The sequence below is a fragment of the Actinomycetes bacterium genome (assembly GCA_035489715.1).
Taxonomy (GTDB): Bacteria; Actinomycetota; Actinomycetes; order JACCUZ01; family JACCUZ01; genus DATHAP01.
This window is the reverse complement of record DATHAP010000207.1, coordinates 1-14,943: the sequence shown is the minus strand read 5'-3', so window position 1 is coordinate 14,943 and position 14,943 is coordinate 1. Positions and strand designations below refer to the sequence as shown.

12 protein-coding genes are annotated in these 14,943 nt (G+C 72.7%); 9 read left to right on the top strand and 3 right to left on the bottom strand.

The window, feature by feature from the left end; translation table 11 throughout:
* Positions 1 to 15: 15 nt before the first annotated feature.
* Together VK640_16615 and VK640_16610 are read left to right on the top strand one after the other, a co-directional pair.
* Positions 16 to 2,337, top strand: a complete 2,322-nt coding sequence (locus tag VK640_16615; GenBank protein HTE74801.1) for a bifunctional (p)ppGpp synthetase/guanosine-3',5'-bis(diphosphate) 3'-pyrophosphohydrolase — start codon at positions 16 to 18, stop codon at positions 2,335 to 2,337.
* A gap of 413 nt (positions 2,338 to 2,750) precedes the next feature.
* Positions 2,751 to 3,542: an aminoglycoside phosphotransferase family protein gene (locus tag VK640_16610; protein ID HTE74800.1), complete on the top strand. Its 792-nt coding sequence runs from the start codon at positions 2,751 to 2,753 to the stop codon at positions 3,540 to 3,542.
* Between the two features lie 248 nt (positions 3,543 to 3,790).
* On the opposite strand, the gene VK640_16605 is transcribed toward VK640_16610, so the two are convergent.
* Complete coding sequence (locus VK640_16605) at positions 3,791 to 4,561, bottom strand: GntR family transcriptional regulator (GenBank protein ID HTE74799.1); 771 nt, start codon at positions 4,559 to 4,561, stop codon at positions 3,791 to 3,793.
* 126 nt (positions 4,562 to 4,687) lie between these two features.
* Here VK640_16605 and VK640_16600 point away from each other — a divergent pair, with 126 nt between their 5' ends.
* The 7 genes from VK640_16600 (at position 4,688) to iolD (ending at position 12,916) form a co-directional block, all read left to right on the top strand.
* Positions 4,688 to 5,689, top strand: a complete 1,002-nt coding sequence (locus VK640_16600; protein HTE74798.1) for a Gfo/Idh/MocA family oxidoreductase — start codon at positions 4,688 to 4,690, stop codon at positions 5,687 to 5,689.
* Positions 5,686 to 6,561, top strand: a complete 876-nt coding sequence (locus tag VK640_16595; GenBank protein ID HTE74797.1) for a sugar phosphate isomerase/epimerase — start codon at positions 5,686 to 5,688, stop codon at positions 6,559 to 6,561. Before VK640_16600 ends, VK640_16595 begins: the two co-directional genes overlap by 4 nt.
* Positions 6,562 to 6,625: 64 nt before the next feature.
* Positions 6,626 to 8,122 (top strand): CoA-acylating methylmalonate-semialdehyde dehydrogenase, encoded by a 1,497-nt coding sequence (locus VK640_16590; protein HTE74796.1) that lies wholly within the window; start codon positions 6,626 to 6,628, stop codon positions 8,120 to 8,122.
* A gap of 39 nt (positions 8,123 to 8,161) precedes the next feature.
* Positions 8,162 to 9,133 (top strand): 5-dehydro-2-deoxygluconokinase, encoded by a 972-nt coding sequence (gene iolC, locus VK640_16585; GenBank protein ID HTE74795.1) that lies wholly within the window; start codon positions 8,162 to 8,164, stop codon positions 9,131 to 9,133.
* Positions 9,130 to 10,053 (top strand): aldolase, encoded by a 924-nt coding sequence (locus tag VK640_16580; GenBank protein ID HTE74794.1) that lies wholly within the window; start codon positions 9,130 to 9,132, stop codon positions 10,051 to 10,053. The genes iolC and VK640_16580 overlap by 4 nt, the downstream gene beginning before the upstream one ends.
* On the top strand, positions 10,050 to 11,012 hold the full coding sequence (gene iolB / locus VK640_16575; GenBank protein ID HTE74793.1) for a 5-deoxy-glucuronate isomerase: 963 nt from the start codon (positions 10,050 to 10,052) through the stop codon (positions 11,010 to 11,012). The genes VK640_16580 and iolB overlap by 4 nt, the downstream gene beginning before the upstream one ends.
* The gene (iolD, locus tag VK640_16570; protein HTE74792.1) at positions 11,009 to 12,916 is read left to right on the top strand and encodes a 3D-(3,5/4)-trihydroxycyclohexane-1,2-dione acylhydrolase (decyclizing); all 1,908 of its coding nucleotides are present in this window, start codon (positions 11,009 to 11,011) and stop codon (positions 12,914 to 12,916) included. Before iolB ends, iolD begins: the two co-directional genes overlap by 4 nt.
* Positions 12,917 to 13,095: 179 nt before the next feature.
* On the opposite strand, the gene VK640_16565 is transcribed toward iolD, so the two are convergent.
* Together VK640_16565 and VK640_16560 are read right to left on the bottom strand one after the other, a co-directional pair.
* Positions 13,096 to 13,263, bottom strand: a complete 168-nt coding sequence (locus VK640_16565) for a hypothetical protein (GenBank protein HTE74791.1) — start codon at positions 13,261 to 13,263, stop codon at positions 13,096 to 13,098.
* Positions 13,264 to 13,411: 148 nt separating this feature from the next.
* Positions 13,412 to 14,668: a DUF349 domain-containing protein gene (locus VK640_16560; protein HTE74790.1), complete on the bottom strand. Its 1,257-nt coding sequence runs from the start codon at positions 14,666 to 14,668 to the stop codon at positions 13,412 to 13,414.
* Positions 14,669 to 14,943: the final 275 nt, after the last annotated feature.

Genomic DNA, 14,943 nt, shown 5'->3' with positions numbered 1-14,943 from the left:
GGTACGCCGGACGACGTGTCGGGCGCGCCTGCGCCGGGGCTGACGGCGACCGCACCTCCGTCGCGGCGGGTGCGTGCCCGGCTGGCCCGGCTGGGTGCCCAGCGGCCGATCGGCAACCCGGTGCTCGAGCCGCTGTTCCGGGTCGTCCGCCAGACCCACCCCAAGGCCGACCTGCGGACTATCGAGCGGGCCTACGAGGTGGCTGAGCTGCACCACCGCGGGCAGCTGCGCAAGAGCGGTGACCCCTTCATCACCCACCCGCTGGCCGTCACCACGATCCTGGCCGAGCTCGGGATGACCCCGCCCACGCTGTGCGCCGCCTTGCTGCACGACACGGTCGAGGACACCGACTACAAGCTCAGCGAGCTGCGCGCCGAGTTCGGCGACGAGATCGCCGACCTCGTCGACGGCGTGACCAAGCTGGACAAGGTCAAGTACGGCGAGTCGGCGCAGGCCGAGACCGTGCGCAAGATGGTCGTCGCGATGGCCCGGGACATCCGGGTGCTCGTCATCAAGCTCGCCGACCGGCTGCACAACATGCGCACCATCCGCTACCTGCGCCAGGAGAAGCAGGAGCAGAAGGCCCGCGAGTGCCTCGAGATCTTCGCCCCACTGGCCCACCGCCTGGGCATGAACACCATCAAGTGGGAGCTCGAGGACCTGTCGTTCGCGACGCTCTATCCGAAGGTCTACGACGAGATCGTCCGCCTGGTCACCGACCGGGCGCCGAGCCGCAGCGACTACCTCGGCAGCGTCATCGACCACGTGACGGCCGACCTCAAGGGCGCCAAGATCCGGGCCCAGGTCACCGGACGGCCCAAGCACTACTACTCGATCTACCAGAAGATGATCGTGCGCGGCCGCGACTTCGCCGACATCTACGACCTGGTGGGCATCCGGGTCCTCGTCGACTCGGTCCGCGACTGCTACGCCGCCCTCGGCACGATCCACGCGCGGTGGAACCCGGTCCCCGGCCGGTTCAAGGACTACATCGCGATGCCCAAGTTCAACATGTACCAGTCGCTGCACACGACGGTGATCGGTCCCGAGGGCAAGCCGGTCGAGCTGCAGATCCGTACTTTCGCGATGCACCGGCGCGCGGAGTACGGCGTGGCGGCGCACTGGAAGTACAAGGAGGACCCGGGGGCGACCGCGGCCGAGCCCCCGCGCGGCGTGCGCGCCGCCGACGGGGTCTCCGCCGACACCGCTGCCAACGACATGGCATGGCTGCGCCAGCTCCTGGACTGGCAGAAGGAGACCGAGGACCCGGGGGAGTTCCTCGAGAGCCTGCGCTTCGACCTCAAGTCGGCCGAGGTCTTCGTCTTCACGCCCAAGGGTGACGTGATCGCGCTGCCCGCAGGCGCGACGCCGGTCGACTTCGCCTACGCCGTGCACACCGAGGTCGGGCACCGCACGATCGGCGCCCGGGTCAACGGCCGGCTGGTGCCGCTGGAGAGCACGCTCGACAACGGCGACCTGGTCGAGGTGTTCACGTCCAAGGCGCAGGGTGCCGGTCCCAGCCGCGACTGGCTGACCTTCGTCAAGAGCCCGCGGGCGCGCAACAAGATCCGGTCGTGGTTCTCCAAGGAGCGGCGCGAGGAGGCCATCGAGCACGGCCGCGACGCGATCGCCAAGGCGATGCGCAAGCAGAACCTCCCGGTGCAGCGGCTGCTCACGTCCGAGACGCTGACGACGCTGGCCCACGACCTCCGCTACCCGGACATCTCCGCCCTCTACGCCGCGGTCGGCGACAACCACGTGTCGGCCCAGTCGATCGTCGGCAAGCTCGTCGAGTCGCTGGGTGGCGAGGACGGCGCGACCGAGGACCTGGCCGAGGTCACCACGCCCGGCGTCACGACCCGCCGGCCGCGGACCTCCAAGGACCCCGGAGTGGTCGTGAAGGGCGCGTCCGACGTCTGGGTCAAGCTGGCCCGCTGCTGCACGCCGGTCCCGGGTGACGGCATCGTCGGGTTCGTGACCCGGGGGAGCGGCGTGTCCGTCCACCGTCAGGACTGCGTCAACGCGGTCGCGCTGGCCAACCAGGCCGACCGGATGGTCGAGGTGGAGTGGGCGCCGTCCGCGTCGTCGGTCTTCCTGGTCGCCATCCAGGTCGAGGCGCTGGACCGGTCCCGGCTGCTCTCCGACGTCACCCGGGTGTTGTCCGACCAGCACGTCAACATCCTGTGCGCCTCGGTGACCACCACCCGGGACCGGGTGGCGATCTCCCGCTTCACCTTCGAGATGGGCGACCCCAAGCACCTCGGCCACGTGCTGCGGGCGGTGCGCGGGGTCGACGGCGTCTTCGACGTCTACCGGGTCACCAGCGGGAAGGCCTGAGCGAATCGCACTCCGAGCCCTGCGGGCTGACCGCCTGGCTCCGAGAGCGTCCCCCGCCACCACAGTGGCCCTGTCAACGGCACGCACACCGGAGACACCAAGCGCGGCGTTCAGGCACTGTCGAGGCACCGCCGTCGCACTGTGGTGTCGTGGGACGATCTTGGTGGAGTGCTGTGGCATCACCAGCACGGCCGCGCGGAGATGCCGCTCCCACCGGACCGATCGGCCACAACCGGTCGCGCGGGCAGTCCGCCACAGAAGACGTCCTCGGTACGGTTGCTCGAGTGACCCGGGACCCGATCGATCACGCTGTGACAGAGGCCGAGCGGAGGCGGAGTGTCTCCGATCGGGACCTCTCGGCGTCCGTTGAGCACTTCCGTGCGGTGGTGCGGAGCGTGTGCCAGGAGTGGGGCTTGACGGTCGAGCGTTGGCTCCAGGGCGGAGCGGGTACGCCCCCCTTGGCGGTGAGGCGCGCTGATGGCTCGGCGGCCGTCCTCAAGATCGCGGAAACGGGGGCCCTAGACGTATCCGTGCGCGTCTTGCGAGCTGGAGGGGGTCACGGCTACGCGAGGATCCTGGCGTGGGAAGCCGACCGTGGCGCCCTGCTCCTTGAGCGACTTGGCCACGATCTCGGGAACGAGTCGTCCACGCTGGGCGGCCAGGGCCAGGTACTCGTGCCCTTGCTGCGGGAGGCCTGGCGAGTGCCACTGACCTGTGGTCATCCGTTCCAGAGCAAAGCATCGGATCTGTTGGCCATCCTGGCCGATCTGGGTCCGCGCTACGGGAGCCAGCATGAGGACGTGCTCATCGTCGCGACCGAGTACGCCAAGGAGTTGGCGGCGTCTGAGATGGCGGAGGTGGTGTGTCACGGTGACCCGCACGCCGGAAATGTGCTCCGCCGCGGAGAAGGCTGGGCACTGATCGACCCGGACGGATTCGTCGGCGAGCGCGCCTATGACCTCGGGGTGGTCATGCGGGACGCGTGCCGGGAGATCGCGGATGCCGAGGCGTTCCAGCCCGGCGCGGCACGCCCCATGCTGCGTGAGGAATGTCGCCGCTTGGCCGAGCCCGCGAACGTCGATCCCGAGCGCGTGTGGCGATGGGGTTTCGTCGAGCGCGTCACGACCGGCCTTTACCTCCGTTGGTTCGGCCACGCTCGCGAGTCAGCGACCTTCATGGACACGGCCACCCTCCTCGCGAACTAGGACAGCGGGGCACACGGCGGATCAGCGTCTGCCGGTGACCGAGCGGCCCGCCTACTGCATAACGATGCAAGCGTCCGATGTCTGGGCTTGACGTGTACCTGCCGTTCAGGTGCGCCCGCGCGTTTCCGCGGAAACCTGCCCCACACCGAGTTGGCGCTGCAGGCCTCCGCCGCCCGAACGGCCTGTCGCCGTTTCTCCGCGTCGCTTGGGGCAGTGCCTGACTCGAGATGCAGCACTGGCGGCTGAACTCACCTGCCGACGACGGTGATCTCGAAGCTGTAGGCGTCGGCCCGATAGCGGTGCCGACCGAGCTCGACCGGCCGGCCGGTGTCGTCGTAGGACACCCGCTCCATGGTGATCAGCGGGTCACCCTTGCGGCTGCCCAGCAGCCGGGCCTGGCCGGCATCGGCGACGGCAGCTCCGATCCGCTGGTTGGCGATCCGCAGGTGGACGCCGTACCGGCGGAGCAGCGCGTAGAGCCCGTGCTCGATCAGGAGTTCGGCCGTGAGCTCGCCGACGTCGGTCGGCAGCCAGTTGCGCAGGATCGCCAGGGGCTCGCCGTCCGCCGACCGCAGCCGCTCGACCGCCAGCACCGGGTCACCCGCGTGCAGGCCCAGCGCAGCGGCCACGGCCTCGTCGGCCGGCACCTCGCGGCAGGAGAGCACCGCGGTCGTGGGACGCCTACCCGTGCTCGCCAGGTCGTCGAAGAGCGAGGACAGCTCGACCGGGCGCTTCACCTGGCTCTGCACGACCTGGGTGCCGACCCCGCGTTTGCGCACCAAGAGCCCCTGCCCGACCAGCTGCTCGATGGCCTTGCGCAGGGTGGGCCGGGACAGGCCGAACCGGTCGGCGAGCTCGATCTCGTTGTCCAGCCGCTGCCCCGGCCGCAGGTCGCCCCGGTCGATCGCCGCCTCGAGCTGCTGCGCCGCCTGGAACCACAGCGGCACCGGGCTGGACCGGTCGAGGTCGAGGGCGAGCGGTGCGCCGCCGCGGTCCCGGGGGAGGGTCGGCGTGGCCATGCCGCGGAGCATCTCGCAGAGCGGGCACTATGTAAAGACATCATGTCTAATCATTGACAGCGGGTCGCCGGCGCGGAACGATCCATCCGCAGCCGTCGCCGCCCCACGTCCCCGAGAGGTCACCGCATGCGCATCGGACTCGCCGGCGTCGGCCGGATCGGTGCCTTCCACGCCGGCACGCTGCGGGCCATCCCCGAGGTCGACTCCCTGGTGGTGGCCGACGCCGTGCCCGGGCGGGCCGAGGCCGCCGCGGCGTCGCTCGGCGTCGAGAGCGTCGCCAGCCCGGACGGCCTCTTCACGGCCGGCATCGACGGGCTGGTCGTTGCGGCGGCGACCGACGCCCACGCGCCGCTGATCCTCGCCGGGGTCGACGCGGGGGTCCCCACCTTCTGCGAGAAGCCGGTCGCAGCCGACGTCGACGGCACGCTCGCGGTCCTCGACAAGCTGACCGGCTCGGACGTCCAGGTCCAGATCGGCTTCCAGCGCCGGTTCGACGCGGGCTACGTCGCCGCCCGGCAGGCCGTGGCAGCGGGCGAGCTCGGCTGGGTCCACACCATGCGATCGGGCACGCTCGACCCGGCCCCTCCGCCCGCGGACTATGTCGAGCACTCCGGCGGCATCTTCCGCGACTGCGGCGTGCACGACTTCGACTCGGTGCGCTGGGTGAGCGGCCAGGAGGTCCAGGAGGTCTACGCCGTGGGCGGCAACCGGGGTGCCGCGTTCTTCGCCGACCATGGCGACGTGGACACGGCGGCGGTCGTCCTGACCCTCGACGACGGCGCGTTCGCCCTGGTGTCCGCGACCCGCTACAACGCGCGCGGCTACGACGTCCGGCTCGAGGTGCTGGGCTCGGAGGACAGCCTGTCGGTGGGGCTCGACGACCGGCTGCCGCTGCGGTCCGTCGAGCCCGGAGTCACCTTCCCCGGCGGGGCGCCGTACCCCGCGTTCATGGAGCGCTTCCACGATGCGTACGTCGCCGAGCTGACCGCCTTCACCCGCATCGTGGCGGGCGCCGAGCAGGCGAGCTGCACCGTCGCCGACGCGCTGGAGGCCTTCTACGTCGCCGAGGCGTGCGAGCTGTCGCGCGCCAAGCACCGGCCGGTGCCTCTCGACGAGGTCCGCCGGTGACCTCGCTGCTCGACCGGGTCGCCGGCGCCCCCATCTCGTGGGGGGTCTGCGAGGTGCCCGGCTGGGGCCACCAGCTCGACGCGGGCCGGGTGCTCTCCGAGATGCGTGAGGTGGGGCTGCGGGCCACCGAGTTCGGACCGGACGGCTTCCTGCCCGACGACCCGGCGGCCAAGGCGGCGACCCTGGCCGAGCACGGTCTGGCCGCAGTGGGCGGCTTCGTCCCGGTCGTCCTGCACGAGGTCGGGCACGACCCCCTGCCCGCGGTCGACCGGGCGCTGGACGGCTTCCTGGCCGCCGGCGCTGGTGTCCTCGTGCTGGCCGCGGCGAGCGGCACCGACGGCTACGACGCGAGGCCCGAGCTGGACGCCGCCGACTGGGAGCGGCTGCTGGGCAACCTGGACCGGCTGGCCGACCACGCCGCCGGCCGCGGGGTCCGGGCCTGCCTGCACCCGCACGTCGGCACCATGGTGGAGACCGGGGACGACGTCAGCCGCGTGCTCGACGGATCGTTGGTCCCGCTGTGCCTCGACACCGGCCACCTGCTGATCGGCGGCAGCGACCCGGCGGCCCTCGCGGCCCAGGCGACCGACCGCATCGTGCACGCGCACCTCAAGGACGTCGACCGGGCCTGGGCGGAGCGCGTCCAGTCCGGCAGGACGACGTACACCGAAGCGGTGGCCGCGGGCATGTACCGGCCGCTGGGCAAGGGCGACGTCGACATCGCCGCGATCGTCACCACCCTGGAGCGGTCCGGCTACGACGGGTGGTACGTCATGGAGCAGGACACTGTCCTGGGCTCCGAGGCGGACGGCGACCGTGCCGCCGGGGACGTCCGCGCCAGCGTGGACCACCTGCGCGGGCTGGCGCTCTAGTGTTGTCCGGGCAACGTCTGGGCTGCGGCCGACCGCAGCCACCCTGCGAGGAAGAGGTCACCCCGTGAGGACCATCGAGCACTGGATCGACGGCGCGGCGAGTGCGGGGACGTCGAGCCGGATGTCGCCGGTGTACAACCCTGCGACGGGCGAGCAGCAGGCCCAGGTCGTGCTGGCGAGCCGGGCCGACGTGGGCAGCGCTGTCGCGTCGGCGAAGAAGGCCTTCGACGAGTGGGGGCAGTCGTCCCTCTCCCAGCGCACCAAGGTGCTGTTCGCCTTCCGTGAGCTGGTCACTCGCCGGGCTCGCGACCTGGCCGAGGTCATCTCGGACGAGCACGGCAAGGTCGTGTCCGACGCCCTGGGTGAGGTGCAGCGCGGTCTCGAGGTCGTCGAGTTCGCCTGCGGCATCCCGCACCTGGTCAAGGGCGACTACTCCGACCAGGTCTCGACCGGCGTCGACGTCTTCAGCTTCCGTGAGCCGCTCGGCGTGGTCGCCGGCATCACGCCGTTCAACTTCCCCGTGATGGTCCCGATGTGGATGCACCCGGTGGCCATCGCGTGCGGCAACACCTTCGTGCTCAAGCCCAGCGAGCGCGACCCCTCCGTCTCGCTGCTGGTCGCCGAGCTGTGGGCCGAAGCCGGGCTGCCCGGGGGCGTCTTCAACGTCGTCCACGGCGACAAGGAGGCCGTCGACTCGATCCTCGAGCACCCGGACGTCGCCGCCGTGTCGTTCGTCGGCTCCACACCCATCGCGAAGTACATCCACGACCACGGCACTGCTCATGGAAAGCGCGTGCAGGCCCTCGGCGGCGCCAAGAACCACGCCATCGTGCTGCCGGACGCCGACGTCGACTTCGCCTCGGAGCACCTCGTGGCGGCGGCCTTCGGCTCGGCCGGCGAGCGCTGTATGGCCATCTCCGCGGCGGTCACGGTCGGCGACGCCGGCGACAGCATCGTGGACGCGGTGGTCGCCAAGGCGGGCAAGGTGCGCGTCGGGCCGGGCCGCGACGAGGACAGCGAGATGGGCCCGGTCGTCACCGCGGCCGCGCGGGACCGCATCACCGGCCTCATCGGCACCGGCGAGGCGCAGGGCGCCCGGCTCGCGGTCGACGGCCGCGGCTATATGGTGCCGGGTCACGAGAACGGCTTCTGGGTCGGCCCGACGGTGATCGACGAGGTCACCACCGAGATGGACGTCTACCGCGAAGAGATCTTCGGCCCGGTGCTGTCGGTCGTGCGCGCGACGACGGTCGACGAGGCCATCGACGTCATCAACGCCAACCCCTACGGCAACGGCACCGCCATCTTCACCTCCAGCGGCGAGGCGGCCCGGCGGTTCCAGCGCGGGGTCAAGGTCGGGATGATCGGCATCAACGTCCCCATCCCGGTGCCGATGGCCTACTACTCGTTCGGTGGCTGGAAGGACTCGCTGTTCGGCCAGTCCCGCATCCACGGCGCCGACGGAGTGGCGTTCTACACCCGGTCCAAGGTCGTGACCTCGCGGTGGCCGCAGGTCGAGCACCCCGCCGGGTCCAGCTTCCACTTCCCGACGTCCAGCTAGCGACCAGGAGCACCCGATGCTGCCGATGGTGAGGGAGCGGTGACCTCGACGAGACTCGAGGTCCTCACCGTCGGCCGGGTCGGGGTCGATCTCTACCCGGAGCAGACCGGGCCGCTGGCGGAGGTGCGCACGTTCGCCAAGTCCCTGGGCGGCACGGCCACCAACGTGGCGGTGGGTGCGGCGCGGCTGGGGCGCCGGTCGGCGGTCCTCACCAAGGTCGGTGCTGACGGCTTCGGGACGTACGTCCGACAGGCGCTCACCGGGTTCGGCGTCGACGCGAGCCACGTCGGCACCGAACCCACCCTGCACACACCGGTGGTGTTCTGCGAGCTCGACCCGCCGGAGGACCCACCGCTGCTGTTCTACCGCGACCCGGTCGCGCCGGACCTCGTGCTCCGCGAGGACGACGTGCCGTGGGACGTGGTCCGCGACGTGCCGCTGCTGTGGGTGACCGGCACCGGGGTGTCCGTCGAGCCGGCGCGCACCACCCAGCTCGAGATGCTGCGCCGCCGCGGCCGACCGTCGGAGGGGAGCGGTCGGCACACGGTGCTCGACCTGGACTGGCGGCCGATGTTCTGGCCCTCACCGCAGCACGCCCACGACGAGTACCAGGCGATGCTGGAGCACGTCGACGTCGTCGTCGGCAACAGGGCAGAGGCCGAGGTCGCGGTCGGGACGACCGACCCCGTCGAGGCGGCGCACCGGCTGATCGGCGCCGGGGTGCGGCTGGCGCTGGTGAAGCAGGGGGCCGACGGCGTGCTGGTCGCCACCCGGGAGGGGATGACCACGGTGCAGCCGCACCTGGTCGAGGTGGTGTGCGGCCTCGGCGCCGGCGACGCCTTCGGCGCTGCGCTGGTGCACGGGCTGCTCGCCGGGTGGGACCCGGTCGAGATCGCGGTGCACGCCAACGCCGCCGGAGCGATCGTGGCCTCCCGACTGGCCTGCGCCGACGCCATGCCGACCCTCGCCGAGCTGGAGGACCTCGTGGACAGCCAGCGGAGCCGGTCGTGACCGACGTCTCGCAGGCCGTCACGGACCATCAGTGGGCCGCGCTGCTGGAGACCCGGGCGACCGACCCGGCAGCGGTCGCCAAGGCCTACGCCGGGCGCCGCCGACCCGGCAGGCTGCTATCCGACGCCGGCACCCTCTTCCTGGTCGCGGCCGACCACACCGCGCGCGGGGCGCTGGGCACCGGGGGCGACCCGCTCGCGATGGCCGACCGGCGCTCCCTGCTCGCCCGGCTGCTCACCGCTCTCGCCGACCCGTCGGTCGACGGGGTGCTCGGCTCCCCGGACGTGGTGGAGGAGCTGCTGCTCCTTGGCGCGCTCGAGGACAAGGTCGTCATCGGCTCGATGAACCGAGGCGGTCTCGACGGCGCGACCTGGACGATGGACGACCGGTTCACCGGATACGACGCGGACGCGGTCGAGCGCTTCGGGCTCGAGGGCGGCAAGATGCTGCTCCGCATCGACGACGCGGACCCCGGCACAGCACCGACGATCGAGGCGTGCGCGCGGGCCGTGAGCGACCTGGCCTCGCGCGGCCTGATGGCGATGGTGGAGCCGCTGCCCTACGAGCGCGACACAGCCGGGGCCCTGCAGCTCCGTCGGGACTCGGGCTCCCTGGTCCGGGCCATCACCGTGGCGTCCGCGCTCGGCGTCACCAGCAGCAGCACCTGGCTCAAGCTGCCCTCGTGCGACGACCCGGAGCTGGTCTTCGCCGCGACCACGCTGCCCTGCGTCGTCCTGGGCGGCGTGCCCGGGCCGGACCCGGCAGCCGACTTGCGGTCCTGGGGCCGGGCGCTGCGGCAGCCGGCCGTGCGGGGGCTGGTGGTCGGCCGGGCGCTGCTCTACCCGCCGGACGGCGACGTCAGCGGGGCGGTCGCGGCGGCCGGCCGGGTGCTCCGAGCGGCCCACAGGGAGCTGCCGTGAGGCTGGTCCACCCGCGGGGGGCTCTCACCGGCCCGGAGGACGGCGACCTCGTCGGGCTGACGCCGCAGGTGGCCGGCTGGACCTACGCCGGCCTACGGGTCGTCAGGCTGCTGCCCGGCGTGGAGCGCACCGTCCTGACCGGCGCGGCGGAGGTCTTCGTGCTGCCCCTCTCGGGCAGCCTGCGGGTCACGGCCGCCGCAGAGGTGGCCCCGGGCGAGCGCGAGGCGACGTACGACCTGGTCGGTCGCGACTCGGTGTTCGCCCGCGTGACGGACTTCGCCTACGCCGGACGGGACAGCGTGCTGACGCTGCTCAGCGTGGCCGGCGCCGAGGTCGCCCTGCCGTCGGCGATGTGCGAGCGGCGGCGGCCACCGGCCTACGGGCCGGCCGAGGACGTGCCGGTCGAGGTGCGCGGGGCGGGGGGAGCGACCCGGCAGGTGACCGGCTTCGGCGTCCCCGGGGTCTGGGACCACGCGGAGCGGCTGGTGGCCTGCGAGCTGCTGACGCCGCCGGGCAACTGGTCGAGCTACCCGCCGCACAAGCACGACCCGACCGCGCCGTGCGAGGTCGTCAACGAGGAGATCTACTACTACCGGATCGCCGGGCCGGACCAGGTGACGCCGTCGGGGCAGGGCTTCGGGCTGCACCGCACCTACACCGACGCCGAGCACGACAAGGCGGGGCTCGAGCCGATCGACCTCGACGTCGAGGTGCGCGACGGCGACCTGGTGCTGGTGCCGCACGGCTACCACGGCCCGTGCGTGGCCGCACCGGGCTACCCGATGTACTACCTCAACGTGCTGGCCGGTCCGGGGGCCGACCGGTCCATGGCGTTCTGCGACGACCCCGACCACGGGTGGGTGCGCGGCACGTGGGACGGCGAACAGCTGGACCCACGGGTGCCGATGACGTCCGCCGACGGACCGGTGCCCCACGAAGCCGTGAGGAGAGCCCTGTGACGACCTCGACCGTCCGCCTGACGACTGCCCAGGCGCTGGTGCGCTGGATGACCGCCCAGCGCAGCGAGCTGCTCGACGGCACCGTGGTCCCGCTCTTCGCCGGGGTGTTCGGCATCTTCGGCCACGGCAACGTGCTGGGTCTCGGCACGGCCCTGAACGAGGTGCAGGACGTGCTGCCCACCTGGCGCGGCCAGACGGAGCAGGGGATGGCGCTGGCCGCGGTGGGCTACGCCCGCGCGACCGACCGCCGACAGGTGATGGCTGCCACGTCGTCGGTCGGGCCGGGCGCGCTGAACATGGTGACGGCCGCCGGTCTGGCGCATGCCAACCGGCTGCCCCTGCTGCTCCTGCCCGGCGACACCTTCACCGGCCGGGCGCCGGACCCGGTGCTGCAGCAGGTCGAGCACTTCGGCGACCCGACGGCGTCGGTCAACGACGCCTTCCGTGCGGTGTCGCGCTACTTCGACCGCGTCGTGCGGCCCGAGCAGCTGCTGTCGTCGCTGCCGCAGGTGGCGCGGGTGCTCACCGACCCGGCGGACACCGGACCCGTGGTGCTCGCCCTCCCGCAGGACGTCCAGGTGGAGGAGCACGACTTCCCGGTGGCGATGTTCGCCGGGCGGGTGCACCGCGTGCCCCGGCCGCGCCCGGACGCGCAGTCGGTCGCCGAGGCGGCCACCCTGCTCCGCTCCGCGGAGCGGCCACTGCTCGTGGTGGGCGGGGGAGTGCGCTACTCGGGTGCCGGGCACGCCGTCGTCGGACTGGCCCACGCCCATGGCATCCCTGTCGTCGAGACCCCTGCCGGACGTACGGCCATCGCCCACGACCACCCGCTGCATGCCGGACCATTGGGCATCATCGGGTCGGCGTCGGCCAACATCCTCGCGGCGGAGGCCGACGTCGTCGTGGCGGTCGGCACCCGCCTGCAGGACTTCACCACCGCGTCGTGGACGGTGTTCTCGCCGTCGGTGCGGGTCGTGACCGTCAACGCCGCACGCTTCGACGCGGTCAAGCACGGTGCGCACGCGGTGGTCGGCGACGCGCTCGCGGTCGTCGAGGAGCTGGCGCCGGCGCTGGCCGGGTGGTCGGCCGATGCGGCTTGGAGCGCCCGGGCCGGCGCCGAGCGGGCGCTGTGGGACGCGCACGTCGACGGGCTGCGCAAGGGTGTCGCGCCGGACGGGTCGTTGACCTACGCGCAGGTGGTGGGCGTCGTCAACGACGCCAGCGGCCCGGACGACTACGTGCTCGGCTCGTCGGGCGGTTTCCCCGGGGAGATGCACGGCGGGTGGCGGACCGGGTCGCCGCCGCTCGTCGGTGCGACGTCGGGCGCCACGATGGACCTGGAGTACGGCTTCTCCTGCATGGGGTACGAGGTCGCCGGCCCCTGGGGAGCGGCGATGGCCCGGGCCACGACCCACCCCGACGGGCTGGTCACCGCGCTGCTGGGCGACGGCTCCTACCTGATGCTCAACTCCGAGCTGTACTCCGCCGCACTGTCCGGCCACGCGTTCGTCGCGGTGGTCTGCGACAACGGCGGCTACGCGGTCATCCACCGGCTGCAGACCGGCCAGGGCGCCGACGGCTTCAACAACCTGCTCGACGACTGCGCCGGCCCTGGGGCCGAGGCCGGGATGCGGGTCGACTTCGCCGCGCACGCCGCGTCGCTCGGCGCTCATGTCGAGGCGGTCGCACCGGACGGCTCGGTCGAGGACCTGGCGGCGGCGTACGGGCGGGCGCGTGCGGCGGCCGTGTCGTCGCGGCGGCCGGCCGTCGTGGTGTGCCGCACCCACCCGTCGTCATGGACCGAGGCGGGGGCGTGGTGGGAGGTCGGAGTGCCCTCAGGGCTCGCCGGACGCCCGTCCTACGACGAGGAGAAGGCGCGCCAGCTGCGTTGGCTCACCGACTGAGGCGGCCCGGCCGCACCGGCCGCGGCCGCGGCTGCGGCTGGGGCTGGGGCTGCGGCGGCGGCGGCGGAGATCGTTTGCGACGTCTGGCCGCCCGACACGCCGGTACGCCGGCGTGTCGTGGCCTACGACGTCGCAAACGATCTCCGGTCAGGGCCAGTTCAGGTTGGGACGAGTTCAGGTCAGGCCGAGGGTCGGACCTCGCGGGCCTTGCGCACCGACCTGGCCTTCCAGGTGCCGGCCACGACAGACAGCGCGAGAATCATCAGGATCTCGACCGCGGCGGTGTCCCGGATGGCAACCGAGGCCAGAAGGAAGACCGCGCTCCCGAAGAGCACGCCTCCCACCATCGGACCCCCTCGCTCGGGCCGCCCACGCGGCGCCACTCGGGCAGTGTGCCGCAGGCGCCGGGAAGGTGACCGCCGCGGTGGAGCACCCGGCTGGCGGGGCTGCGGTGCACTAGATGACCCGGACGCCCGCCAGCGCGACCATCGTGCGTCAGCTGAACTCGGTGAGCGTCTTCTCCGCCTCGACCAGCCAGGTGCGCCGGGTCTCGGCTGCCGTCTCGGCCTCGACGGCCTTCTTCTCGTTCCCGGCTTCCCGGGCCGCGGCGGCGTCCTTCTCCAGGCCGGCGATGCTCGCCTGCAGCTGGGTCACCGTCGCCTCGGCGCGAGCGCGGGCCTCCGGGTTGGTCCGGGCCCACTCGGCCTGCTCGGCGGCCCGTACCGCCTCGTCGACCTTGCGCAGCCGGTTCTCGACGGCGTCCTTGGAGGCGCGGGGCACGTGCCCCGCCGCCTCCCACTTCTCGTGCACCGTCCGCAGCACCTGACGGGCCGCGCGGTGGTCGGTCACGGGCAGCAGCGCCTCGGCCTCGACGAGGAGCTTCTGCTTCTTCTCGAGGTTGGTCGCGAGGTCCGCGTCACGAGCGGCGAAGACCTCGCTCCGCGCGGAGAAGAAGACGTCCTGGGCCGCCCGGAACCGGGTCCAGAGCTCGTCCTCGACATCGCGCCGGGCCCGGCCGGCCGCCTTCCAACGGTCCATGAGCTCGCGGTACCTCTTCGCGGTCTCGCCCCACTCGCGCGAGGTCGAGAGAGCCTCGGCCTCCTTGATGAGCTTCTCCTTGCGGGCGGCCGCCTCGCCACGCTGCTCGTCGAGCTCCGCGAAGTGCACGCGGCGCCGCTTGTCGAACGTCGTCCGGGCGTGGCTGAACCGCTTCCACAACGCGTCGTCGGTCTTGCGGTCCAGTCGCGGAGCAGCCTTCCACTCGTCGAGAAGGGCGCGCATCCGGTCGCCGGTCTTCTTCCAGTCCGTCGACTCCGACAGCGACTCCGCCTCGGTGACGATCTTCTCCTTCGTCACGGCAGCGCGCTCACGGGCCTTGGCGCGCTCGGCGTCGCGACGCGCCTTGCGGGCGGTGATCGCGTCGGTAAGGGTGTCCAGCCGGGCAGCGAGCCCGGCCAGGTCACCGACGGCGTTGGCGTCCACGACCTGCTCGCGCAGGTGGTCGACCGAGGTCTGCGCGTCGGCCAGGCTCACCCCTCCGGACGCCACCCGCTGCTCGAGCAGCGGGACCTGCCCGGCCAGCTCGTCGTACTTCCGCCCGAAGTAGGCCAGCGCCTCCGGGCCCTCGGCGCCTGGGTACGAGCCGACCGAGCGCTCTCCGTCGGCGGTCCGCACCCAGACGGTGCCCTCGTCGTCGACCCGGCCCCACTCGGTCGGGTCCGACGGCGGAGGCGCGGGTGCGGCGGCCGCCACGGCCGGTGCTGCCGCGGGTGCCGCGGTGGCGGGCGTCGGGTGCGGGCCGGGAGCTGCCGGCGGTGAGACAGGCGGAGCAGGCGTGGGCGCAGAAGTCTCGGCGGGCGGGGAAGCGTCGGCCGGGTCGGCCGTCTCGTCCGACGGGGGTACGTCCGACAACGGCTCGGCCGAGACCTCGGGAGCAGGCTGCGCGGGAGGCAGGTCGGGCAGCGGCTCGGCCGGGACCTCGGGGGCGGGCTCTGCCGGGGGCAGGTCGGGCGTCGGCTCGGTGGGGA